This is a genomic window from Arthrobacter sp. NPDC055138 (assembly GCF_053607305.1).
Map to the genome: position 1 here is coordinate 82,966 of NZ_JBSGTH010000008.1, position 24,591 is coordinate 107,556.

The window sequence follows — 24,591 nt, forward strand, 5'->3', positions numbered from 1 at the left end:
CCTCGCTTTGCAGGCGCAGACATCCATGGCTGACTCACTCTACGAGGCCACCGAGGCGGTAACTGCAGCGCAGGCAGCCGTGGATCTGGTGGACACACCCGCTGACTCCAACTTCGCCACCATCATCCAAACGCCGGAGTCGCAGACCAGGTCCGTCCTAGACGCAGAGTACGCGAGCAGGTCCGTGCAGAAGTGGTGGAGGTCGGTCGCTTGTCCGCCAACGCGCTGGACAAGGCAATTGCATACAAGATCGAACCGATCATCGGGTCGAGGGAGTGGACGGGCTGGGTCGGTGAACGCCTCACACTGCCCACCCGTGAACCGCTCACACACAACGGTGATGCCGCCCACCCGTCCGTCGTGCATGTCCCCGGTGGGCGGAACGGCAACCGCTACTGGATGGCATACAACCCGTACGCTGGCGGCTCCGACGCCTACGACGACCCGTGCATTGTTGCGCCCAACGACGGCACGAACTGGATCGTCCCAGCCGGCGCGCCGTTCCCGCTCGACAACGCGCCGGTGGGGACCAGTACAACGTGGACGTGAACCTTGTCCTCGTTGACGGGGTTACGTAGCTGATCTGGCGGTACTTCGACACTTCGGCCGTTGGCGCCGAAGAGAACTTCTTCCTCCGCACCAGCACCGACGGGAAGAACTGGACGGCCGGCCAAGGTCAAGATCCGCAGTGCCAGCAAGCCCGGCCGCAGGCTGGTCGCACCATCCTTCCAGCGGATCGACGGGACCTGGCACATGTGGGCCGTGGACATTGCCAGCAGCCTAACCAGGCTGGTGCACACGACGGCCCCCGCGATTACCGGGCCGTGGGCAACCCCTGAAATCTGTGTGGTCCCCACCGCGGCCGGCAAGAAGCCGTGGCACATCAACATCAAGAAGGTGGACGGTCTGGTTTTGGCTCCCACCGGGAACTGCCTTGCGAAGTACCGGGAGCGGAACGGCGTGGACCTGGCCAAGCTGGCGCGCGCCCACGGCCAATATGTGATTAATCACAGCATCACCCACCCCAAGAACTTCGACAAGCTCAGCTGCGCCGCCGTCGCTCGGGAGCTGAGGGCTCCAGGCGTCGTGACGAACTTTGGGCGCCCGCCCTACGGCAAACTGGGCGGATCGGTCCGCTGCGGCTACCAGAAAGTCGGGATGAAGCCGTGGAACTGGACCGGCTACACCAAGGACGCGCAGGGGAAGTCCAAGGCGCAGGTGGTTTCGGCCGCGGCGAAGTTGGCCAAGCCGGGAGCCACCATCCTGATGCACATGGGGTGGAAAGCCTTCAACCCGGACGCCATCGCTAAAATCAAGGCCAGGTTGGAGGACCGCGGGCTGAGGGTCTGCCGGGCCTACCGCGGGCTGGACAACCGCGGCGCCATCATCACCAGTCCGACGAAACTTCCACAACGGCTGCCTTGCTGAGTCCGGACTTCGGTCTGCCGCCGATCGCCCCCGGCAGACCGAAGCTGTGGGCTACAGGCTCCGCCAGTCCCGGACGAACGGACCGTAACCGTTGCCCCAGGGCTTCTCCGTGTCCCGCCAGTTGACGATTTTCGGGTCCTGATTCTCGCCGATCAGTGCGGAGTGGTTCCAATCGTCGGGCAGGACGGCGCGGTCGGCGCCGACCACCGCGTTGAGAGCCTCGCCGAAGTCCATTTCATAGTTGAACAGCAGCGTGGTTACGCGGCGGGAGAGCCCGGCGCTCCGAGCGGCCTCCAGATCCAGCACGAAGACCGAAGCGTCAAAGACCCGGAAGTCGAACTCGTGCGCGGCATGGGTCACCGCGATCATTTCCATGGCCTTCCGGTGGTCGTAGCCGTGCCTGCCCGAGATGGATCGCAGCAGCCCGAAGCCGCTTTGCCGGCCCTTGCGGTGCTCGTCCCGGGCCGCCAGCGGATGGCCCTTGAGCGGCAGGGCGGCCATTTTGGCAAGATCTCCGCGCACCAGGGTCGCGGCGTTGAGGAAGACCGCGCGCTTGGCGCTGGTCAGGATCTCCGGGAGCAAGGCCAGCAGCAGTTCCCGATGCTTCAGGCTCGAGTTCGCTCGGACCTTGGGGTCGTTGCGCAGAGCCTTGCCAGACAACCACACGACTTCTAGGCGGGGATCCAGCGCTTCGGCAGCGGCACGGCCCTCAGCGGTGAGGTCGTCCGCCATCGTCCAGACGCGCACCTTCCCGGCCGTGTGTTCCATGACGGAGCGCAGCAGCTTGGGCAGGTGGGGCGCGCTGGCCTTGCCATGGTCAAGCACAACGTCGGTGCAGTCGTCCTGGTCTGGGCCGTTGGCCGGCACGGCCGCAGCCACAAGCCGCGCGACGTCGTCGTCATTCACAACGGTCCCCGGGACGCGGGCCAGGAAGGCGTCCGCCTCCGCCATGGCCGGCGCGCAGACTTCGGCCCACGCCCGGTAGACGTCCTCCTTGGCCGCTCCGGAGGTGATCAGCGGCATGACCACTGCCAGCTTGTCCAGGATGCCGGTGCGGATGGCGTCGAAGTCAGCCTGGGAAGTGTCGATCAGCCCGCCAAAGCGCACGTCGGAACGGTTCTTCGGCTTGAACTCGACCTCGCAGCCCACGGAGCGTGCCGGAAGGAAGCAGTGCAGTCGCGAGGTGCTGATGTTCTTGTAGTCGGTGTGGTAGCCGTTGATCCAGGTCCGGGCCGTTTCAAGTTTCTGCGCGAAGGGCATTTCCCGCATGCCCTTCTGGGTCTGCAGCAGGATGTCGCCGGGACCGGTCTGCGGCGCGTCCACGAACGCGGTTTTGGACCGCTCGTCCCGGCTGTCCCGCCGGAAAACGGTGTCCACCGTGGTGGTGATGCAGCCGGAGAAGAACGCGGGAATGCCCGCGGCACGGAGCAGGGCCACGGTCTGCCAGTCGCGGCAGCCCACCGGACCGTGCTCCTTCAAATAGGCGATGGCTTCCGGGGTGAGCATTGCGGGCTTGTTCACATGGAAGGAGACGAAGATCGGCCGGATGTTCGGGTGGAACGGGAAGTTGAAGTGCTGGCCGAAGGTGTGGTGCATGTACCAGCCGAAGGCCAGCATCCACGTGTTCTTGGGGATGTCCTGCAGCGGGCTGCTGTCCCGGTGGGTCTCGACGACGGCAACGGTCGCGGCAGGTCCGTCGATCCGCCGCTCGTCCTTGACCTGGGACTGAATGTCCTCCAGGAAGCCCACTAGCTGCGGGTCGCCAACGAAGTTGAGGTTGGCCTGGCGGACCAGGTGGCCCATGGACGCCAGCGTCTGGATGTAGTCACCGACGTTGCGGGACCAGGCGTCCGGCTGCTGGTAGCTGAGTACGCCGAACGTGGCGTCTGCGGCCGGCACTTCGATGGGCTGGCGCCGCACGCCCTCCGGGAACCAGGTCTGCAGCCGCTCGAACTCGCGGCGGATATGGGCAGTGTGGGATGGTGCTGCGTCACTGAGGCCGAAGGCGGCCAGCGTGCGCGCCGAGTCCAGTTCGCCTCGGGCGAAGGCCTTCTGTGCCACGTGCAGCAGGGCCAGAGCCGACCACTCCACGTGCGAATCGTCCGCCAGCAGCCGGTCCAGGACCTTGGCTGCCGTCTCCGGTGCCTGCGAGAAGGCCGCCGCGAAGTACTCGTCCGGGCACAAGGTGATGATCCGGTCGTCGCCGAGCAACTCGAACTGTCCCCACGACATCTCGGGTCCAGAGATCTCCAGCAAGGCCATGCCCTGCAGGGCATGCACGAATTCGTGGCTGGCGCCGGCGTCGCGCAGGCTGTAGCTCGCCGCGAGGACAGACTGGCTGTTGCCCGCCGCAATGTTCTGCCGGGCGTCAGCGATGAATTCCGGCACCAGGGTGCCGCCGCCTGAGACGGCCGCAATCAACGACGGCGATGCTGCCGCCGCCGGCTGCTTGGCTTTCGCCCACGCCTCGGGCGCCGTCAACGGCAGCGCCGGCGCTGCCGGCTTGCCCGCCACATTCGTGACCGTGGGCAGGATGGCCCGTGCGGCCGGCTGGAGGGTCGTCTTCAGGTGGCGTTTGCCGGTGCGCAGGACACGGCCGGCAAGGGAGTCTCGGTTAGTCAAAGTCTGGTCCTTGGCTGCATCAGGGAACGTGAGCCCTCCAGTGTACTGGCATTCGAAAGCGGCACTTGACACGGTGGCCGGTCTTGCCCGGCGGAAGCCGCCCGAAGCTATAGAGTTGTGGCGGGCCGGATGGGCCCTATACAGCAAGTCACCTGATCCCGCGAGGGGGAGCCATCGTGTTGCAGCCGCCGGCAGCGTTTGAACCCAGCAAGGCCAGCGTGTCCGCGGACGGCTTGTTGACTCTGTCCGGCACGGTGAGCCCGGACCGGGAGCAGCCGAACGGCGCCTATTCCTTTATCCTCGCCGCCCGCGGAGCCCAGGCCGAACGCGAGTACCCGGCACGGACTTTCTCGGGGGCCGACGGCACGCAGCAGGTGAGCTGCACGGTTCCGCTGGCGGACCTGGATACGGCGTCCGGCGATTCCGTGGACCTCTATTTCCAGTCCCGCCATGGCTCCGGTGCCGTGCGGACCCGGGTGAACTGGAAGCTGCAGTCCCTGCGCTGGCTGCCCTACCCAACGAAATTCGGCAATCTCAGCTTCAAGCGGAAGGCTGTGTGAGCACCGTGAACACGATCGACTCAGTCGCCCCGGCGGAATCTCCGCTGCCCGCGGGCAGGTATTTCATGGTCCTTTGGGGCCTCCCGGAAAGCTTCGGCGGCATGACCACCATGTGTCTGCACCGGGCGGGCGCCTTTACCCGTTTCGGCGGGCGGGTGGCTTCGATCATTACGTTCGAGCCGGAGCCCAGCTACGAGGCACTGACGGGCCGGCTCCGCGAGCAGGGGAAGCTCGCACCGGAGACCCAGGTGCTGAACGTCTTCCAACACTACCGGCAGGCCGATCTGTCGGCGCTTTCCGCTCTGATTGTGCCGACCGTCCCTGCCGACCAAGGCACGGCCGGGGATCCCGACGTGGTGCTCGATCCGTCCGGACAGGTCTTCATGCGCACCTTCATGCGGCCGGACGGAACCACGGTGGCCCACCGCCGGTATTACCGGGAGGACGGGACCGAGTTCCTGCGTGACGAGGCCCCGGTCGACGCCGCCGGCAAGACACTCGGACGCTTCATCACGCTACTCAACCGCCTGGGCCAGGCCGTCGCCCGCTGGCGTTCGGCCGGCGACTTCTACCGCCACTGGATGAAGGAGCTGGCAGCCGGGGATCGAGCCGCGTTCATTGTGGACAGCGGCTTTGCGGCCCGCGTTGTGGCTCCGCTGAACGAGCAGAACATCATCAAGATGGCGGTCATCCACAACAGCCACATCATCGCCGGCGGGGATCCGTTCATCGGCAAACTAGCCCCGGGCCGCAAGCAGATCTTTGAAGACAGCGCTGCGTGGGATGGGCTGATCTTCCTCACCCGGAAGCACCGCCAGGATTACGAGGCGCGGTTCGGCAGGGCGACCAATCTGTACACCGTCTCCAACCCCAAACCACGCGCCGATGTTCTGCCACCTTTCGAGCGGCGGGACCGGAACCGCGGCGTCATGGTGGTGCGCCTGGAAAACCAGAAAAACGTGGCCCATGCAGTAGAGGTCATGGCGCTGGTGCACCAAGAGTTGCCGGATGTCATTCTGGACGTCTACGGCACCGGCTCGCTGCAGGAGGAAGTGCAGGCCAAGATCTCGGACTTGGCGATGACCGACGTCGTCCGCCTCCACGGGCACACGCCGAATGCGGCCGAGCAGTTTGAGACGGCCGGTTTCTCCCTGCTGACCAGCCGCAATGAGGGCCAGCCGCTGGCGCTGATGGAGAGCCTGGGCCGCGGCTGTCCGCCGGTGTCCTACGACATCCGCTACGGTCCCAGCGACGTGATCGAGGACAGCGTCAACGGCTTCCTGGTCCCGGCCCAGGATATTGCCGCCGCGGCGGAACGTGTTGTTAAGCTTTGTACCGACCCTGAGCTGGCCCGCGCCATGGGCCAGGCCGCTTGGGAAAGCAGCCAGCAGTTCTCGGATCCGGCGGTTGTCGGACAGTGGGCCGATGTGCTGGAGCAGGCGTGGCGGCAGGTGCCCGATCGTGTGGCGCTGTCCCGCATGGAGTTCACCCTCGAGGAGCTGGGCCTGCCCGCCACCGGCGGACTGGAAATCCGCGGCGAACTCACCTGGCGCCAGAGCTCCGGCCCCGCCGCCGAGCAGCTGCTGCGGGCGCACCTGGTGATTGGCCGCCGTGCAGAGGGCGGCCCGGCCTTCGTTCCTGCCGAGGTGACGGAACGGGCGCCCGGCAGGCTGCGGCTGCACGCGTCGGTAACCGACGGGCAGCTTGATGAGGGGGTCTCCGAGGAGAACGGCTTTTTGGACATCTTCTTGCAGGTGGAAGGAAACAACGTCCTGCGCACGTTCAGGATCGGCTACCCGGGCGCGTCCTCGTGGCGGCCGTACGCGACCCAGCACGGTTCGCTCAGCCTGCAGTTCGCCTAAGCGCCGGGCGCCTCATCGCCGTCGGTCATCACCGGGCTTAGCGCTGGCCGGACTTCAATGAGCTCAGCGCGTTCCAAGCGCCGCGCGGATCCACCAGCGGACGGATCAGCAGGACCACGGGCCGCGATACCGCCAATGCGCTGAACAGCACCGCGGCGCCAATCACCAACAGGGCACGAACGGTCGGGCTGCCAGCGTCAAGCAACGAGGAGGCCCCCACCACCGTCAACAGGGGCAGATGCAGCAGGTACGGGTACATGGTGTGCTGGCCAGCCCGGGCGGTCCAGGCGCCCATTCGCGTGGGTGCCCCGACCCTTCCGGGCAGCATCAGCATGAAACCCGTCGCCATCGCCGTTCCCACGGCTAGGACGACTAGGCGCCACACCATGCCCTCGAGGTCGCCCACGTCAAGCGCCTCGTAGCCCTTGTTGCCGAGGAAAGGAGGCCGCCAGAAGTCCTTCTTGAGCCAGAGAGCAGTGGCCGCCCCGAGCCCGACGACAACCGCCCCCGCTGCCCTGAGTCGCCAGTCCTGGCGCCACTCAGAGACCCGGTCCACTATCCATGGGCCGGCCAGGAAGATCGGCAGGAAGACCAAGATGCGCGAGAGCGAGAGGAAACCGTCGATCGCCGGGCTCAACCCGGCCAGCAGCGCCACGACGACGGCGATGGGGACGGCGAACCGCAGCCCGCGGAACCAGGGCGCCAGCAGGCGCCAGCCGGCCAAGGCCACCAGGAACCAGAGGCCGAAGGTCTGGGACGTGAACTTCCAGCTCGGCTGATCTCCGTCCAGCACGTAGTTGGTCAGGAAAGCGATCAACTGGAAAATCACGTACGGAACCAGCAGCTGCCAGAAGACCTTGGACAACGTTTTTCCGTCGGCTTGCGCCCTGCGGGCCCCCCACCCGGCCAGCAGGATCAGGACCGGTATATGGAACATGTAGACGAAGTTGGAGACGACCAGGGCCAGTCCGCTCTCGGCGCGCAGCATGCCAACCCCATGGCCAACGACCACCAGGATGATCGCGGCCCAGCGAGCCTGGTCGATCCACGTCTGGCGGACGCCCTGCTGGGCGGGGGCTAGGACAATGTCAGCGCTCAAGCGATCGGTCCTTTGTGTGGTCGGGGGCAAAACGCAGTCCAGTCTACCGGGGAGGTCGGATGGCGTGGTCGCGTGCCCCTTGAACGCTCGCTGGCTGGCCAGCGGCGAGTTACGGCGAGGCCGGGCGGCCCGCGGGTCCTGGGGGCGTTCCGAAGGTGTGCGCCCGGGCATCCGGCTTTGCTTTACCGCCCTGGAGCGCGGCGAGGATGGGCGCGCGGAGGTATGGGGCCAAAGTGCGGGCATAGGTGGCGGTGATGTGCGAACCGTCGCGATAGGCGACGACGGAGCCGATCACGGCAGGGCACACATCGTCGGCACAGAAGTACCGGTCGAGATTGACTGCGGTGATGCCCGGAGCGCCCAGCTCTCGGACCGCTCGGTCCAAGGGGTCCATCCAGTACCAGCTCTCCGGCGTGCCCGCGCAAGCGGAGGGCTGGTCGGGGTGCGCGGCCAGGCAGTCCGGGATCGAGCTGATGGTGGTGCCGGGGAAGGGAGAGTCTTTGAGCGCCAGGACCTTGGTCCCGGACGCCGCCCATTCGGACAGATACGTCTTGTAGCCCTCGACGGCGGGCTCCTCGGTGGTCTTCCAGCTCTCGCCGTCGACGGTCACGGACTGGCGTGCGGAGGTGATCACCAGGTCGAACTTCCCGCCCTTGGTCTGCTCCATCACCCACCGCCCGTACGCGAGACAGTTGCGCGTCCGCTCAGCGTTGTTGAAATCGAGTGGGATCGAAGTCAGGTTGCAGCGGGTGATCAGGTAGGTGGATAGAGTCCAGCCATTCTTTTTTGCCAGCAACTGCAGCGCGGGGAGCCACTGGGCCGCGTGCGAGTTGCCCACCAGCGCAACTTTGGTTTTTCCGTTACCGTACGTGCACACCGGCCGGTCGGTGAAAGCACGAGAAGACCAACAGCCGTCCTTATAGGCGTCGGGAAGGTCGTCCTTGGCGAGCGCAGGCTCCGGGACCATCCGCGGCGGCGACTCGGGCTGGCACTCGCCGGTTCCGCGGGCCATGGCGGCGGCGCCGATGCACGGGTCGCCGCTGTTCTCTATGGACGCCAGCTGTTCCTGCGCCAGCTGATTGCGGTGGCCGACTTCGGCGAGCTGCAGGCCGCCCAGCGCCGTGACGGCCACCATGCCGACGGCAGCGAAGCGGTAGGTCGGCAGCAGACGCCGGGCGGGCAGCCGGGAGCGGAACCTGTCCTCGACGAAGACCTTGGTCAGTGCAGCCAGCCCGAGCGAGAGGACCAATATAGTCATCCTGTCGAACCAGCCGAGCGCGGCCCCGGTGACGAACGGCACCAGCACGATGAGCGGCCAGTGCCAGAGATACACAGAGTAGGAGACGTCCCCGAGCCACTGCACGGGCTTCAGCCGCAGGACTCCGGTAGGGGAGTAAGCACGGCGTGAGCCGGCGAGGATAACCAGGGCCGTCCCGAGCACCGGCAGCAGCGCCGTGTAGCCGGGGAACTGTGTCTCCCGGGTGAACGTCAGCCCGGCGGTGACGATGGCGGCGATGCCAGTCCAGGCAAGCAGTGCCGTTGCCGGTCCGGGCAGCCGGGTGGCAGCCAATGGCACGACCGTGGCTATCAAGCCGCCCACGGCGAGCTCCCAGACCCGGGTTGGTGTGATGAAGTAGGCACGGCCGGCGTCGTCTGCGGTGGCAAGGATGGACACGGCCAGCGACACCGCGATCACGGCCGTGATCGCGACGCGGGCTACGAGATTCACGGTGAGCTTCCAGGCGCCAGCCAGCCAAACGACTGCCAAGATGACCAGCGGCCAGAAAAGGTAGAACTGTTCCTCAAGCGAGAGTGACCAAAAATGTTGCGTGGGCGTCGGCGCATTGTCGGCCGCCAGATAGTCCACCGCGCTGTCGGCGAGCACCCAGTTCTGTATGTACAAGGCAGACGCCATGATCTGCCGGGCGATCACTTCCCATTGTGTGGGCACCACGAACAGCCGGACGGCTACAGCGGTTACTGCGAGCACCAAGAACGAGGCCGGCAGCAGCCGCCGGATCCGACGGCCCCAGAATTCAGCCAGATCCCGGACCGTCCGCGGCTGGCGGCCAATGAGATGGGCAGTCATCAGGAAACCGGAGATGACGAAGAAGACGTCCACGCCGATATAGCCGCCGGTCAGCTGCCCGGGCCAAAGGTGGTAGATCAGGACCAGCGAGACCGCCAAGGCGCGCAGTCCTTGGATGTCCTGCCGGAATCCGGTGGCATCCGGTGCTGTACTGCGCGGGGCTGGCTGGACTTGCGTGCTGGCTCCTGACGGTAGAAATTCCCCAATTTCCGTCTGCGGGCCATTGTACTCAGCGCCTCAGGAGCAGGGAACCGTCTGACCGCGGCAGCGAGCCCAGCCGAGTAGGAAGTGTGCTCAGTCTTCCAACGCGCGGTCCACGGCGTCCAAGAACCGGCGCGTGCTGGCGCCGGGGGAGGTGTCCCCGAAGTGATGACGAATCAGATCAAGCTGAGCCTGGCCAACCGGCTGGGACAACAGGTCAGCCATAATGAGTGGCGCACGCCGCGCGTCTTCCGCCTTCAGAAGTGGCACGGCGCCGGCTATGCCATTGCGGTCCACGGCGGCGGCCGGATCGACGGGCTGGGTCAACAGGAGTGGCTTTCGCCGCGGCAGCCAGTCCATAGCCATGGCAGAGAGGTCACAGACGCATACATCGGCCTGCGCCATAGCAACGGTGAAGTCCGGCCGCCGGTCCACATAGTGTTCGGCGCCCGGCGACCGCTTCTCGGCGTCCTCGATCAGGGCGCTGATCTCCTTGGCCGCAGCCCGATGCGCCGGCATCCGGACGCCGGTGCGCGGATGCGGCCGGAAAATCAGCCGGTACCGAGGGTCGGCCAGAATGGCCTCCACCATCCCGACTCCGTGCGATACCAACGAGCCGTAGGCCATGGCCGGCCGGTCGCCTTCCCACGTGGGGGCGTAGAGCACCGTGGTGCGTTCGCGGCCGTCAGTCCCGTTGCGCCCGCCGCCGTCCACGGTTTTGGTGGCCGCGCTGTCCAGTTGCGGCCGGCCGATCTCGACCAGCTTGGCCGGGTCCATCCGCCGGACGCTGCCCATAATGCGCTCGCGGGAGGCTTGGCCCGCGATGAACGCGTAGTCGTAGGCTTTGAGCTGGTTGGAGGCCATGGAGATCTTGTCACTCTCGCCGTGGCTGAGGTGGACGTGGACCTGCTCGGTCAGGCGGAGGACCGTGAAGTTGTCTCTGTTGTTGTTGACGTAAAAGACCAAGCGCACGCTCTTGGCCTGGATGAACTTCTCCACTTGGTCGATTCCCTGGGCCAGGAAGATCGGGAGCGGTGAGTCCTTGAGCAGTTCGGCGGCCGTGGTGGGCCGGTGCACCAGCAAGGCCACCCGGTGTGTGCGGGCGAGCCGGGCCAGAGGAGCGAACCATTGCCGGAGCTGGTAGGCGCTGGAAGGCTCGTCCGCAAAGTAGACCACGCAATCGAAGCGCGTGGGGCCGGCAGAGTTCGCTGAATTCAACTGCGCCCGGACGGTTCTCCCAACCACGGCGTTGGTGGCCTGGTTCCCGACGAACTTGAGCGCGCGGCGGGCGGTGGCGGTGAATGGCACGAAGCACTCCTGTAGCGGGTCGGGAGCTTACAGCCTATCGAAACCGCCGGGCGCGGCACGGCCCGGTATCCAGCATTTTGTCAGGCTTGGGTTGCTAAACTGTATCGACTCTTGCCCCGGGGACTGGGACTAATTACTGTTTGCCAACCGCGGGGCTGCTTATGTTGCCGGATGAAAGGATCCGATGATCGCCGGACTGCGCGGAACTCTCGCTCGGGTGTTGCCGCAGCCAGCTGTCCAAGGACTCTTTGACCTTCGCCACGGCAGAACGTCCTTCCAGCGCCGCGCCGCCGATGTTTGGCGCTCAGCGCAGACCCGTCCGGCTCGCGCCGGAGTAGACGCCGACGTCGTTCCCGCCTCCTCCCGCGGGCGGACGGTCCTCACCAAACCTGTGCGCCGATTCTGCGCGCGCGACGTTGCCACTTCCAACCGGCAGTTGGTCGCGTCCGCGGCGCGCGGAGCCGGCATCGGCTTCGGCGAAGAAGCATCCGGCCCGCACGGCGGAACGAGAATCAGCGTGGCGCCGGGGGACCTGTCGGAACTGCTCGACGCCGTGCGCCGGACCGGAACCGGGCGGGCCGTCTACGTCAGCGTGGACGGCGGCCGGCCGCAGCTTGCGCGCGACGCCGTCGTCGATGTCCCGCGGGAGGTGACCGTCTTCGAGTTCGCGTCGGCGGACGGACTGGTGCTGGCCGACGAGCGCTTGGGTTGCACCGTGTCTGCGTTGCCGGCTGCTGGTGGCGCCGGCCGCCCTATGACGGAGTTCACGGAGCCAGTGGACCTGGTTTATACGTGGGTGGATGGGGCCGATGCCGAGTGGCGACGGGCTCGGGACGCTGCCTGGGCCCGTATCCACCCAGGTGAACTGAACGAGTTCGCTGGCAATGAGGAACGGTTCCGAACCCACGACGAACTGCGGTACTCGCTGCGCTCGGTGGACTATTTCGCGCCCTGGGCCAACCACATCTACCTCCTCACTGCGGGGCAGGTGCCGGAATGGCTGGATAAGACCAACCCGCGGATCACCGTGGTGGACCACAGGGATGTCTTTGCCGATGCCGATGCCCTGCCCACGTTCAACTCACATGCCATCGAGGCGCAGTTGCACCGCATTCCTGGCCTGAGCGAACATTTCCTGTATCTGAACGACGACGTTTTCTTCGGCCGGCCGGTGGCGCCGGAACTGTTCTTTCACGGCAACGGCATCGCCAAGTTCTTCTTCTCCGAGCAGCGCGTCGCGGACGGTCCGGCTGGAGCCGGGGATCTGCCGGTGGACAGCGCCGCGAAACGCAACCGGGCACTGATCGAGCAGAAGTTCGGAAAGAGCCCCGTCTACAAGTTCAAGCACGCCGCCCACGCGCAGCGTGTCAGCACCCTGAGGCTGCTCGAACAGGACTTCCAATCCGCCCACACCGCGACCGCTCACGCGCGCTTCCGCACTCCTGCGGACATCTCCATACCTTCATCGCTGGCGCATTACTATGGTTACGGCATTGGGGCCGCTGTACCGGGGGAGATCGCCTACCGCTATTGCGACATCGGTGAGTCCACCGCCCAGGCAAAGTTGCTGCGGCTGCTGCGGGACCGGGAAGCCGATGTCTTCTGTCTCAATGAAGTCGGCAAGGCCGCCGTCCACCCCGAAGATCAGGAAAAGATGGTCCAGCGCTTCCTCCAGTCCTATTACCCGGTGCCCAGCTCTTTTGAAGTAGGAATGTAATGCCGAATCCCCAGTCGGTCCTGATGCGGGCCAAGGCGAAGGCCGAGCGCATCCTCGACCCGCGTTCCTCCGCTGCACGCCGCGAACTGCACCGCCTGGCCGTCGGCCAGTCGGGCCCGAGGCTGCGCGTAGCTTTCACGCTTGCGCCTGAACTTACGCCTTACGCCCTCTGGTCGGGCAGCGGCGACGACGCGGTGCGGCTGGCCGCGGTCGAAGCTCTTCCCGGCGCTGAGACGACGGAAGGACGGGACTACCAGGCTTCGCTGGATCTTGAATCGCTGGCCGCCCAGGCGCCCGCCTCCTCCTACGCGGAAGAGGGTGCGGTACTGCGGCTGTTCGTCGAGGTGGAGGCCGAGGCAGCGAATCTGCCCAGGTACTGTCGCGACATTCGGCCCACGGCGGAGGCCGTAGAAGCTGGGAAGGAGCACGGTGCCGCCGTCGGTCCCCAGGATGGTGGACACGGCGAGGGCTTCGCAGAATTCCGTGCCGCCGTGGAAGCCGGGATCATTGGGCCAGCGCTGCGCTATCGAGCCAAGATTCCGTTCGGCAGGTTCCTGCAGACATCGGTCGGGCAGCTCCATGCCGTCACATCGGGAGAATCAACGCTGTCACCCTACGTGAACCGGCAGGGTTACCTCAGCCTCGCGGTCAACCGCCCGCTGAAGCCGTTCAACGTCGTTTACGTCAAGAAATTGTCCGTGGCCGGCGGCGTGGTGGAACTGGCCGGACGATTGGTTACCCGGCACGGCGAGGCCACGAGGGCGCAGCTAGTGCTGCTGGGCCGACAGAGCGAACGGCGTTACACCGCCACCGCGAAGATTGCTCTCGATGCCGAGGCTACATCTCGGAAATACGGGCTGCGTGAGTATCAGTTGAAAGCGACGCTGGAGCTTGCACAGATCTCCACCGAAAATCTGGCAGAGGACGATATCCTCGACCTTTGGTTGGAGGTTTGGGACGGTGAGGACGTCCAGCCGCATAAGGCACGGATCGGCAAGACCCGCTTCGTGACGCGCAAGCTGACCAGGGCCGGGTGGCAACGGCGCGGCGCGAAGACCCTGTGCGTCACGCCTTACTACACGTTCAAGGCCAAAAACACCTCGTTGAGCATCGAGATCCTCGACACCGAGGCTTTCGACTATCTGCAGCGGCAGACTCGCATCCCTTTCCGCAACCACCGCGGCCTGGTCGGCAAGCCGGTGTGGCTGGTGGGGGAGCGGCCGTACAAAGCGCAGGATACGGGGCTGGCCTTTTTCCGCTACCTGAGGCAGCACCATCCCGAGATCGACGCCTACTACGTCATTGACCCGTTGTCTCCCGAGGTCCGGAATTTGGAGGGGCTGGGCCATGTGGTGGCGTACCGTTCCAAGCAGCATGTAGAGGTCGCGCTCAAGGCGGAGCGGTTTATCGGCTCGCACCATCCGGACTTTCTTTATCCCACACGGCTGCCGCAGTTCCGCCGCGCCGCAAGCGGCGTCAAGGTGTTCCTGCAGCACGGAGTCATGGGGACCAAATGGATGGTGCCCAACTACGGCAAAAAAGTCCGGGGATTCGAAACGGACCTCTTCCTGGTCAGTTCCGAGCGGGAGAAGGAATACATCGTCAGCGACTTCGGATATGCACCGAAGGATGTGAAAGTCACCGGGCTGTCACGCTTTGATGCTTTGTTCGCCGACGATGTCCAGGTCAAGCGCAACCAGATTCTGGTGATCCCTACCTGGCGGGACTGGCTGGCGGATCCTGAGCTTTTTCCCGAATCAGAGTACTACCATGCCTGGAAGGATCTCCTGAACGATCCGCGGCTGCGCCAGCTGACCGAGGAGTACAACGCGGAGATCATTTTCTCGCTACACCCCAACATGCAGAAGTTCAGGCATCATTTCGAGGACGCGCCGGTCCGGGTCATCTCACAGGGTGAAGTGGACGTGCAGCATCTGCTCAAGGAGAGCGCGCTGCTGGTGACGGACTACTCCAGCGTTGGCTTCGACTTCAGCTTCCTGGAGAAGCCAGTGCTCTACTACCAGTTCGACCGGGAACGATTCCTTGGCCCACGGGGTTCGCATCTGGATTTGGACGAGGAACTGCCGGGCCGGGTGGCCTTCGACCGTGGCCGACTGTTGTCCCAGCTGGAAGAGGCACTCGACGCCGGCTGCGCCATGCCTGCCGAGTATGTCCGGCGTGCGCAGCGGTTCCTGAAGTACCGGGACCAGGAGAACTGCCGGCGGATTTTCGACGCCATCCGCAGCGCCAAGCCATCGGAACCGCGGGTTCGCCGGATGGTGGATCCGGAGATCTTCGAGCGGGCGATGGGACGCTTCCGCCGCAGCCGGTACTACTTCCCGGCCATGCAGCGGATGTTCAAGGTTCTGTCCAGGACCGCGGTGGACGAGGATCTGATCGTCTTCGAAAGCGGGTTGGGGAAGCAGTACGCGGACAGTCCTCGGTACATTTACGAGGAACTTCTTCGCCGCGGCGATACGCGCCAAAAGGTCTGGGTGTATGACAAGAAGCTGCCGACGGCGGATGCGCACACCCGTGTGGTCAAGCGGCTCTCGCCGGAGTACTACTGGTACTTGGCCAAGGCCAAGTACTGGGTGAACAACCAGAATTTCCCGCACTACCTGCGCCGTCGCAGGGACGGGGTGTTCATCCAGACCTGGCACGGCACCCCGCTGAAGCGCATGGTCCACGACATGGACGAGGTCCACGGGCGGGCGGACGACTACCTGCAGCATGTGTCGCAAGCAGTCAGGCAGTGGAGCGTTTTGCTGTCGCCGAGTCCGTACGCCACCGCCGCGTTCCGCAGCGCCTTCCGCTACAAGGGCAGGGTTCTGGAGGAAGGTTATCCGCGCAACGATGTCCTGGCTTTGGGGAAGGACACCGGCGCCGGTCTGGCGATCCGCGAGAAACTGGGCATCCCCGCCGACCGGACAGTAGTCCTGTACGCCCCGACGTTCCGGGACGACCAGAGCGCCGGGACCGGGCGCTTCAGCTTTGACTTGCCACTGGACCTAGAGAAGTTCCACAAGCGCTTCGGTGAGGACACGGTGTTGCTGCTCCGCATGCATGTGCTGGTGAGCAGCAGCCTGGAAATTCCGGAGAGCGCCAGCGAGAGCGTCTACGACGTTTCGGCCTACCCGGAGATCCAGGAGCTGCACCTGGCCAGCGACGTTCTGGTCACCGATTACTCCTCGGTGTTCTTCGACTATGCCATTTTGCAGCGGCCGATCGTCTTCTACGCCTACGACCTTGAGCGGTACCGCGATACCTTGCGCGGCTTCTATCTGGACTATGATACGGAGCTTCCCGGCCCGGTGGTCCAGACCGAAGAGGGGCTGTTCGCTGCCATCGATGCAGCCCGGACGCCCGATCCCCAACGCCAGGAGAGGCTGGAGGCCTTCGCCGCGAAGTTCGCCCCGAAGGACGATGGCAACGCGGCCCGCCGGGTAGTGGACCAACTCCTCTAGCCGAATCCGAAAAACGCGAGGGCGACGGCGATTGCCGTCGCCCCCGCGTTTGCCGTTACAGCCGGCCAGCCGACTTGCGTGGCAGCAACCCGCCGTTGACGAACCGCGTGCCGTCGTAGCGCCACATGGTCCCGGCCTTGGTGGTGCCGAGCAGGTCTACTTTCCGGTCCGCATTGAAGTCTCCGGGCCCAACAATCCGGTTGAAGCTGTTCCAGCCCCCGGAACCGATCTTCCGTTCGGGAGCGTACCAACCCGATGAGTTGGTCTTACGTCCCGCGAGGAACCACAGCGTGCCGTCGGGCTTCCGGGCCGCGAGGTCGGCGGTGCCGTCGCCGTCGTAATCGCCGACCGCGGTGAGGTAGCTGTACCGCTGCCAACCGGTGGCGATGATGGACGCCCTGCCGTGCTGGCCGTTGCCCGGACCCGCGTACAGCAGCACCGAGCCGTTTGGGCGGACCGCCAGCAGGTCGTTGCGGCCGTCCCGGTTCACGTCACCAACGCCGAGTAAGCGGGAGAACTGGTTCCAGCCGCCGTTACCGATCTTGACGCGGCGTTTGTAGCCATGGTCGCTGGCGTTGACCCGGCCGGTGCCTGCGTAGAACCACAGCGTGCCGTTCTTCTGCCGGGCGAGCAGATCGTTCTTTCCGTCCCGGTTGTAGTCGCCGACGCCAATCACGGTGCTGTAGATGTGCCAGCCATAGCCTATGCGGACCCGGGCACCGTAGCCGCCCTTGCCGTTGCCGGCCGCGAACCACAACTGCCCGTTGGACTTGCGGCCGATCAGATCCGCCTTGCCGTCCCCGTTGAAGTCACCTGGAGTGATGATCTCGCTGTAGCTGTCCCAGATGGCTGTTCCGGTGGCCACCCGCGGCTTCATGCCCGAGGAGTCTTTCAAATGGGTGCCGGAGTAAAAACTCAGGGACTTGTCTGCACCAATCCCCAGCAGATCGTTCTTGCGGTCCCGGTTGTTGTCCCAGACCCCCAGCACGGTGCTGAACGTCTGCCAGCCGGAGGTACCGATCTTCTGGGCGCTGGTGAATAGGCTGCCTACCGCTGCCTGCTTGGCGGTACCGCGCATCAGCCACAACGTGCCGTCCGGTTTGCGGGCTACCAGGTCGTTCTTCCCGTCGCCGGTAAAGTCCCGGGGCGCAATCAGTTGGCTGTAGACCTGCCATCCGGAGGCCACCAGAATGCGTCCGCCGAAGCTGCCCGTTCCTGTGCCGGCGTAGAAGTAAACCGACCCGTTGGAATGCTTGGCCAGCATATCGGCACGCTTATCACCGTTGATGTCTCCGGTCCCGATGATGTCCGGATACTGGCCCCAGCCGGTGCTGCTGCCGATGCGCACCCGGGGCTTAAAGGTGCCGGTGCCGGTTCCTGCGTAGAACCAGAGCGAACCGTTGGTCTGCCTGGCTACGAGATCTGCCCGCCCGTCACCGTTCAGGTCGCCCACGCCAATCAGCGAGTTGAAGATGTCCCAGCCCCCGCCGATCTTCCGCGGAGTGGCATAGCCGCCGGACCCGTTACCCGGGTGGAACCAGAGCGAGCCGTCGGTGCGGCGGGAGAGCAGGTCTCCGGGGCCGTCTCCGTTGAGGTCGCCTGGCGCCGCGTAATCCTGCTTGACGTTGGTGCTCTGGCTGCTGCTTGACCCGATGTTGTAGGCAAAGTTGCGCAGCGACGTCATGGAGCCGTTCCACACGTTGGAGTCCCCGGTGAATGGCCCGGTAGAGCTGTACTGCCAGATGTCATAGGAGGTCCAACCCGCGGGCAACAGGGGCTTGTCCAATGTGTAGCCGGCGTAGGGGTAGTGCGCAATGTGCAAGGGGTGGTTCTTGAAGGCGGTGCTGTTGCCGGTGCACTTCTTCCACCAGTCTGCGGTGGTGTAAATCGCGGGCAGCCGCCCAGTCCGCGCTTTGATGGTGTTGGAGAAGTCTTTGATCCAACCCACCATCTTGCTGGCGCTCATGCTGTAGCACGTGTTACCCAGTTCCGGGTACGGGTTGTACTCGATGTCCAGCAGCGGGGGGAGCGTCTTGCCGTCGGCCGACCAGCCGCCACCGTTGTCCACGAAGTAGTTTGCCTGCCGTGTGCCGGAGGAGACGTTGGGGATGGCGAAGTGGTAGGAGCCGCGAATCATCCCGACCTTGTAAGAGCCGGTGTACTGGGACGACCACTTAGGGTTCATGTAGCTCAGGGCTTCAGTGGACTTCACATAGGCGAAACGGGCTCCGTAATTCCACTCGGTCTGCCAGTTCACGCTGGGCTGATGGCTGCTGACGTCAATACCTTGGACGCCTTGGGGCTTCCACATGTCCCGCTTATCGGCCGGCAGTACGGCGGGTGCAGCGGCGGGTTGCATGGAGCCGGTCCGTTCGATGTTCAAGACCTCCAGCTGTTCTTCCAGCACTTCCTTGGCCTCCGGCTGCTGCAGCTCTTCGAGCCGCTCGTCACGCTGCTGCAAACCTTGGCCCATTTCGGCGCCGTGCTTGCCCTGCAAGGCAGCCAGCAGTTCCAGCAGCTGTTCCTCCGACATCTCTTCGACCGGGACCTCTACCTCTTTTTCAAGGGTGGAAGGGTCTTTCGGCGCGGAGTCAGACGGTGATACAGGCGTCGACTCGATCGGGGTAGGCTCAGCGGTGGCGGGTCCAGCTGGTGCTGGTTCGGTTGGAGCAAGCACCGTCGGGGCCGGCTCCGAGGGGGGTGTGGACGGAACTACTTGCCCCGTGTTGTCAGAGTTGGCTTCTTCGGGCAAGCCGGGTGTCGGCGTCGAGAGCGTTTCAAGCGCACTCTCGTCCACGGGGGAGATTGGATCTGCAGCGTGGGCGGGCGAGCCGGCTTCCTGGGACGGAATGAGTCCCGTTGCAGTTGCAGGCGGCGCGGTGATGAGCCCCGAGATAGCGACCGACAGGACCGCCAGGCCGGTGGCGAACTTGGTGGCGCCATGACGGGCGGGGCGAAGGGGCATCAGGTGACGAGTGCTCATAGCTTAGAACTCCGGTTGAGCCCTTCATAACGGAGGGCCTTTAGCCCTGACTCGCAAGGCCTTTGACGGCAAAAGACGCTTCACCCTAACACCGGGGTTAAAAGAGTGACCAGAGTGACTTGCGGTGCGATACAAAAGTAACCGGAAATTTATCCAGCAGTTGGATGAAAAGCTTTCCAGTGTTCAGAGTTCAAGGCCGAAGATGTCCCCGAGGCAGCCATCGTGCAACCCGCACTTTGATAGGGGAGCAGAGAGGGTAGAAGTGCCGTTGACACGGGTATCCGTGGAGGTCCAAACTGCTGCAACCTGCGCGGAGTCGACCGAGATACAAGCAACTCCAGCCGCGCGGGAATTGGGGACAGCGGGTGGCAAAAATGGGCGCACGCAACCGTGCCGTGGCGGCGGCTGCCTTGAGCATGGCCCTTCTGGTGCTGGGACCGGTGCCCGTGGGCGGTGACGTTGGACCTGGGCGCCTCTCGGGACTAGAGCCGTCGTCTACCGACGCCCTGCCCGCCGTGGGTACGGCAGGCATTCGGGCTGACCTCCGCGTCATGTCGTTCAACATCCACCATGGGGCGGATGACGACGATAATTTGGATCTCGCGGCCATAGCACGCGACATCCGAGCCAGCGGGGCCGACATCATCGGACTGCAGGAGGTGGACAGGCATAAGCCGCGCAGTCATTTTGTCGACCAGTCGGCGTGGCTGGCCCGTCACCTAGGCATGTATTTCGCCTACGGCGCCAACGTGGACCGACCACCGAAAAAGGGGCAGACGAAGCGCCGTCAGTACGGTACGGCCGTTCTCAGTAAGTACAAGATCGTTAGCTCGCGCAATTATCTGCTGAGAAACATCCCGTATGAAGTGGACCCGTCGCAACAACGCGGACTGCTTGAAACCGTCATCGACCTGGGAGGGGTCCAACTGCGTTTCTACAACACACACTTGGACCACCGGCGCGCGGAGCAACGTCAGCAGCAGATCAATCAAGTTGTCGCAATTGCCGGTGCTTCGGACCTGCCCACCGTGCTGGCCGGGGACTTCAATACCATCCCCGGAACGCCTGAAATGCATCAAGTCACGACAAGGTTCTTGGACGCCTTCGCCGAGCGTGGCCAAGATGCGGCCTTTAGCTTCCCATCCGAGCGACCATCCCGCCGTATTGATTACATCTTGGCCAGCGGCCGATTTCAGGTACATGGGGCCAGCGTCATCGATACTGACTCTTCCGACCATCGGCCGGTCGTTGCTGACTTGACCTTGCTGGTGCCAAATTTTGCAACCAGCACTCCACTTGTTGGGCCGCAGCCGGTCTGGTTCTAGCGTTCACCGCGGCCCGTTCGGCCTAGTTTTGCCTGCCACGGACAACGGAGACGGCGGCCGCTGAAGGGGCATGCCCACGCTGTGTTAGGCTCGCCGACGAAACTGTGCCTGATTAAAGGTTCCACCGGGGGAAAACTTGGAAAAATCGCTCTACGCCAGAGTGGCAGCCGTCTGTCTAGCCGCTGTCCTCGCTTTCACGCTCGCAGTGCCGGGATTGGCAGTGGCTGCCCCGGCAGTCCAGCCTGCAATGCAGATTTCGGCGTCCCCGCTGGCCCCGAAAGCGACGAACATTACGCGGGGCTCCATTGGGTTGAAGTACGTTGCCATCGCAAAAGCCCATCGGTACGAGGTCCAGTACAGTCTCCGCGCCGACTTCCAAGGCACCAAAAAGGCGACTAAATACAAGACGTGGAATCTGCGGGGGCTCGAGGACGCCACCACGTATTACATCAGGTTCCGGGCCCTAGACCGCGAGGGGGCATCGATCAGCGGCTGGTCTGGAACATTGAAGGCACGCACCCTGGCGTTCTTTCCGGAAGAGTTCACATCCATCAAGGTCAAGCGGGGTCAGGACAAAATCACGGTTTCCTGGAACAAGACCGCGCATACGACGCACTACAGCGTCAAGGTCGCCGACAATCTGGACCTGACGCGGAATGTTCGCACCTTCCGAAACATCAAGGGCACCAGCTATACCGTGGCCAATCTCAGCAACGGCTCCCGATCGGCGATGCCGAATTTCATTCGGGTTTATGCGCACAACAAGGAAGCGAAGACCCGCACGTCGAAGCGGTACACGGTTTACGCAGCGGCGCCCAAGGTAGCGGGCTCCGAAAAGATATCAGTAGCGAGCTACAACCTCCTCTGTGCCCTCTGCAAAGGGGACCAAGGCACCAATCCTCCAGCCTGGTCTAAGCGCGTCACTTCCATCATGAAGACCATCTCGGCGAAGAAGCCGGACGTTTTACTCCTACAGGAGGCGTCCAACTACAAAGTGCCCGGCACCAAGCGGACGCAGTCGATGGTTGATTTCCGGAAGCGCCTGAAGAAGGCAGGCTACGCACTGGACCGCACCCCGGAGAAGCTGGGCAGTTCCCACTATTCGAACCGAATTGCTTACAACAGCAAGAAATACAAGCTGATCAAGAAGGGAACATTCGCGCTGCCAACGGCCAAGGGTGCGAATAAGCGCGGGGCCGCCTGGGCGCTGCTGAAGTCTAGGAAGACCGGCAAGCAGTTTTATGCCCTGTCCTTCCACGTCGACCCAAAGATCCCGCTGTCCGGCAAGGGCTCCAAAGCCGCGACCATGCAAACGATTGACCGGAAGCTCGGCGCCAGGAATAAGAAACACCTGCCCGTGCTGATAGCTGGGGACATGAACAGTGACTACTACCAACTGCCCTCCAACACGCCCCACGAGACAATGATGGATCTGGGCTGGACGGACGCGGCCTCAAGCGCTTCCAAGAAAAACTACCGATACTCGACCTTCAACGGCTATCACAAGAAGCAGGAAACCTCGTGGTCGCGAATCGACTACATCTTCACCAAGAACGTCCACGGCACTCTTTCCTATGAAAACGTCGTCGACGTCGACAAGAAGGGAAGGCTCCGCTCGGTCCCTGGCTCCGACCACAACATGGTTTTCGCTAGGGTCAAACTCCCGTAAGCTCATGGCGGTCCCGTGAAGGCTTGTCTGACGTCTCTCTGCGCAGCTCGCCTGATGCACTTCTGCTCAGGCCGGCGGGCGCGGTTCCTGGGTGTCCTCAAGGCCAAGTTCTGTAGCGTGCGCGCCTCTTCCGAGGACCGTGTGGCCGCGCGGCTAAGATGTTGAAGGCCCCACTCCGCAATTCCCGAGGATGACAATGCACGCTGATGACCAAGAATTCGTCTTCCAAGGGCTCTCAGTCACCTATAAGTTCCGGCGCTCGCTGCAGGATCGGCGGCACCTTCTGGTGGTTTTCTCCGGGGGCTTCGGCGAAAACAAACGCTACGACCTCGACGGATCGGTCGTGGACGGTATCCGCACCGACATTCTGTGGATCCGAGACCGCTTTGACGGTGATTTCTCCTACTACATCCGCACGCATCGACGGGGGACCGTCGTCGCCGATGCTGTTGCCGCGCTGATTGAGAAGGTCCGGCTCGAACGCGGCCTGGAGAAGCATCACTGCACTTTCCTCGGATTCTCCAAGGGCGCCAGCGGGGCTCTGTACCATGCACTGGTCAATGACTACCCGAATGTCATAGCCGTAGTACCGCGCATGAGAATCGGCAGCGCGAACCGGCGGCTCAGGCCGCACGTCATCAAGCAACTCATCGGAACGGAGACAGACGAAGGGATAGCGGAGTTGGACAGCCTGCTGCCCTCGCTTCTGGCCAATGACCAGAATCTGGACCGCAACCTCTATCTGTTTTCGTCGGAGGCAGACCCTCAATATAAGACGGACATCGCCCCATTCCTCCCAGACTATGAGCGGTACGATAATTTCAACTTCATCGTTACTGACTCCCCGCTTGTGGTGCGGCACCGCGACGTGGGCTCCTACAATGTGCCCCTGCTGCTGGCCACTATCGCTGCGCTCGGTGAGGGCGCTGTGCCGCGGTTCGGTCAGGTGCGGAACGGCACGAATGCCTTTAAATCGTCGGTAGAGACGCCTTCCATTGAAACCGTCCGCGTACGCCAGGAAACCGTTTGCCGGCTGACGTCGCTGGCGCTTAAGGAAGACCGCTTTTATCCGGAAGGAATCCTGTTCATTAAGGGCGTGGGCACCAAAGGATCGGGCCAGCCATCCCGGAAATTAGTCCTCGACTCCGACGCGGCCAGAACGAGCTACACCTTGGAAAGCGTGCTTGACGACCGACTTAACCGCACCTACTTCGAGAACGAATTCTGCGACTATTCCTACGGCAGATTCGCGACTGAGCAGCGCGGCGGAATCGACCTCTCGGAACTCCCCGAAGGGCGGTATTCCCTCAACCTCGAAATTGAACACGGTGGCGTGACAGCCACGGTGGACGCAGTTCCCGCCGAACCACGTGATTCTGCCCTGGTTACGGGCCAGCATCTGGTGCGCCTGCGCTCGACGGGAACAGCCGTGGAACTGCTCAAGGGGCCGGTGCTGACAAATCAGATGCCGGGCAGCCACTTTAGGCTTAGCAAGACCTGGGCACGCGGCAACAAGGTACACATAGGTGGCCGCTATGTCCTGCCCTCGGTGCGGACACTACGCCGCAACGACGTCCGCTACTATCTGGTCCTGACGGAAGCAGGCACCCGCAACGTCGTGGGCACGCATCTTCTCGCGACCAACCGGAGGGCCTTCCCAGGCGACAAGGTGGGCGATCCGCTCGGTGACTACCGATTCACCAATTTCGGAACAAGGTCCGGCGAAGGCCTCGTGCTGGACCGCACCATGCCCGGGGAATACGACGTATACGTCACGGCGTTGGCGGGCACCATTGCCTCCTCGCATCCCGCCGGTCTTCGCCTGACCATTACGGGTGCGAAGGACGAGGTCGAATGCCGTCTCAGGTCCAGCAGCCCGGTTCCCGCGGGCAGCGTCGCTGCGGCGTGGGTGGCCGGCAAAAGCCCGCGTCTGGCTCGCCGGATCCGTCGCGATCTCGGCCGGGTCAAGCGCCGGATCCTGTCGGTCAAGAGGTAGACGGTACGAAGCACCCGAATTGAGGTGCCGCGCTCCGGGCAGGCCGGGCCTTCTTCTATGGCACGGCCTGCCTTCGCGCCATGAGCACCTCCGCGAGACCCCAATGCCGCAGCCGGGACTGAGCCGTACACCACTGCGTATTCGGGGGATCTCCCCTGAATTAGGGGGTGCCTGTTGCCTCATTGCAATACCTCCGGGAAGTCTGATTCGTTGCCTCATTTGAAAACCTCCGGATAGCGGCTTCGTTGACTCAGTGAATATCCTC

14 protein-coding genes are annotated in these 24,591 nt (G+C 64.0%); 9 read left to right on the top strand and 5 right to left on the bottom strand.

Annotated elements, in window-relative coordinates; translation table 11 throughout:
• Positions 1 to 210: 210 nt before the first annotated feature.
• Together ACWF5H_RS17770 and ACWF5H_RS17775 are read left to right on the top strand one after the other, a co-directional pair.
• Positions 211 to 549: a hypothetical protein gene (locus ACWF5H_RS17770; RefSeq protein ID WP_452038514.1), complete on the top strand. Its 339-nt coding sequence runs from the start codon at positions 211 to 213 to the stop codon at positions 547 to 549.
• A gap of 213 nt (positions 550 to 762) precedes the next feature.
• Positions 763 to 1,428 (top strand): polysaccharide deacetylase family protein, encoded by a 666-nt coding sequence (locus tag ACWF5H_RS17775; protein ID WP_452038515.1) that lies wholly within the window; start codon positions 763 to 765, stop codon positions 1,426 to 1,428.
• A 51-nt stretch (positions 1,429 to 1,479) separates the two neighbouring features.
• Here ACWF5H_RS17775 and ACWF5H_RS17780 read toward each other — a convergent pair whose 3' ends face one another.
• Positions 1,480 to 4,050: a hypothetical protein gene (locus tag ACWF5H_RS17780; protein ID WP_452038517.1), complete on the bottom strand. Its 2,571-nt coding sequence runs from the start codon at positions 4,048 to 4,050 to the stop codon at positions 1,480 to 1,482.
• A 176-nt stretch (positions 4,051 to 4,226) separates the two neighbouring features.
• Between ACWF5H_RS17780 and ACWF5H_RS17785 the strand changes: the two genes are divergently transcribed.
• Both ACWF5H_RS17785 and ACWF5H_RS17790 read left to right on the top strand, forming a co-directional pair.
• Complete coding sequence (locus ACWF5H_RS17785; RefSeq protein ID WP_452038518.1) at positions 4,227 to 4,610, top strand: hypothetical protein; 384 nt, start codon at positions 4,227 to 4,229, stop codon at positions 4,608 to 4,610.
• The gene (locus tag ACWF5H_RS17790) at positions 4,607 to 6,472 is read left to right on the top strand and encodes a glycosyltransferase (protein WP_452038519.1); all 1,866 of its coding nucleotides are present in this window, start codon (positions 4,607 to 4,609) and stop codon (positions 6,470 to 6,472) included. The genes ACWF5H_RS17785 and ACWF5H_RS17790 overlap by 4 nt, the downstream gene beginning before the upstream one ends.
• A gap of 37 nt (positions 6,473 to 6,509) precedes the next feature.
• Here the strand turns inward: ACWF5H_RS17790 and ACWF5H_RS17795 are convergent, their stop codons facing one another.
• From ACWF5H_RS17795 to ACWF5H_RS17805, 3 genes are all read right to left on the bottom strand, one after another.
• Positions 6,510 to 7,571 (bottom strand): acyltransferase family protein, encoded by a 1,062-nt coding sequence (locus tag ACWF5H_RS17795; protein ID WP_452038520.1) that lies wholly within the window; start codon positions 7,569 to 7,571, stop codon positions 6,510 to 6,512.
• Between the two features lie 109 nt (positions 7,572 to 7,680).
• Positions 7,681 to 9,867, bottom strand: a complete 2,187-nt coding sequence (locus ACWF5H_RS17800) for an acyltransferase family protein (RefSeq protein ID WP_452038535.1) — start codon at positions 9,865 to 9,867, stop codon at positions 7,681 to 7,683.
• An 87-nt stretch (positions 9,868 to 9,954) separates the two neighbouring features.
• Positions 9,955 to 11,169, bottom strand: a complete 1,215-nt coding sequence (locus tag ACWF5H_RS17805; protein WP_452038522.1) for a CDP-glycerol glycerophosphotransferase family protein — start codon at positions 11,167 to 11,169, stop codon at positions 9,955 to 9,957.
• Positions 11,170 to 11,353: 184 nt separating this feature from the next.
• On the opposite strand from ACWF5H_RS17805, the gene ACWF5H_RS17810 reads away from it, so the two are divergent.
• Together ACWF5H_RS17810 and ACWF5H_RS17815 are read left to right on the top strand one after the other, a co-directional pair.
• The gene (locus ACWF5H_RS17810) at positions 11,354 to 12,886 is read left to right on the top strand and encodes a stealth conserved region 3 domain-containing protein (RefSeq protein WP_452038523.1); all 1,533 of its coding nucleotides are present in this window, start codon (positions 11,354 to 11,356) and stop codon (positions 12,884 to 12,886) included.
• The gene (locus tag ACWF5H_RS17815) at positions 12,886 to 16,353 is read left to right on the top strand and encodes a CDP-glycerol glycerophosphotransferase family protein (protein WP_452038525.1); all 3,468 of its coding nucleotides are present in this window, start codon (positions 12,886 to 12,888) and stop codon (positions 16,351 to 16,353) included. Before ACWF5H_RS17810 ends, ACWF5H_RS17815 begins: the two co-directional genes overlap by 1 nt.
• A gap of 55 nt (positions 16,354 to 16,408) precedes the next feature.
• On the opposite strand, the gene ACWF5H_RS17820 is transcribed toward ACWF5H_RS17815, so the two are convergent.
• Positions 16,409 to 18,886: a GH25 family lysozyme gene (locus ACWF5H_RS17820; protein WP_452038526.1), complete on the bottom strand. Its 2,478-nt coding sequence runs from the start codon at positions 18,884 to 18,886 to the stop codon at positions 16,409 to 16,411.
• An 824-nt stretch (positions 18,887 to 19,710) separates the two neighbouring features.
• On the opposite strand from ACWF5H_RS17820, the gene ACWF5H_RS17825 reads away from it, so the two are divergent.
• The 3 genes from ACWF5H_RS17825 to ACWF5H_RS17835 all read left to right on the top strand — a co-directional run bounded on the left by ACWF5H_RS17825 (position 19,711) and on the right by ACWF5H_RS17835 (position 24,326).
• Positions 19,711 to 20,661: an endonuclease/exonuclease/phosphatase family protein gene (locus tag ACWF5H_RS17825; protein ID WP_452038528.1), complete on the top strand. Its 951-nt coding sequence runs from the start codon at positions 19,711 to 19,713 to the stop codon at positions 20,659 to 20,661.
• A 136-nt stretch (positions 20,662 to 20,797) separates the two neighbouring features.
• The gene (locus tag ACWF5H_RS17830; protein ID WP_452038529.1) at positions 20,798 to 22,330 is read left to right on the top strand and encodes an endonuclease/exonuclease/phosphatase family protein; all 1,533 of its coding nucleotides are present in this window, start codon (positions 20,798 to 20,800) and stop codon (positions 22,328 to 22,330) included.
• Positions 22,331 to 22,526: 196 nt separating this feature from the next.
• On the top strand, positions 22,527 to 24,326 hold the full coding sequence (locus ACWF5H_RS17835) for a hypothetical protein (RefSeq protein ID WP_452038530.1): 1,800 nt from the start codon (positions 22,527 to 22,529) through the stop codon (positions 24,324 to 24,326).
• Positions 24,327 to 24,591: the final 265 nt, after the last annotated feature.

Excerpts from the sequence above, each read along its gene's own strand:
- ACWF5H_RS17810 (WP_452038523.1), top strand. The coding sequence starts at position 11,354 with ATGATCGCCGGACTGCGCGGAACTCTCGCTCGGGTGTTGCCGCAGCCA.
- ACWF5H_RS17815 (WP_452038525.1), top strand. The coding sequence starts at position 12,886 with ATGCCGAATCCCCAGTCGGTCCTGATGCGGGCCAAGGCGAAGGCCGAG.
- ACWF5H_RS17820 (WP_452038526.1), bottom strand. The coding sequence starts at position 18,886 with ATGTCGGAGGAACAGCTGCTGGAACTGCTGGCTGCCTTGCAGGGCAAG.
- ACWF5H_RS17825 (WP_452038528.1), top strand. The coding sequence starts at position 19,711 with ATGGGCGCACGCAACCGTGCCGTGGCGGCGGCTGCCTTGAGCATGGCC.
- ACWF5H_RS17835 (WP_452038530.1), top strand. The coding sequence starts at position 22,527 with ATGCACGCTGATGACCAAGAATTCGTCTTCCAAGGGCTCTCAGTCACC.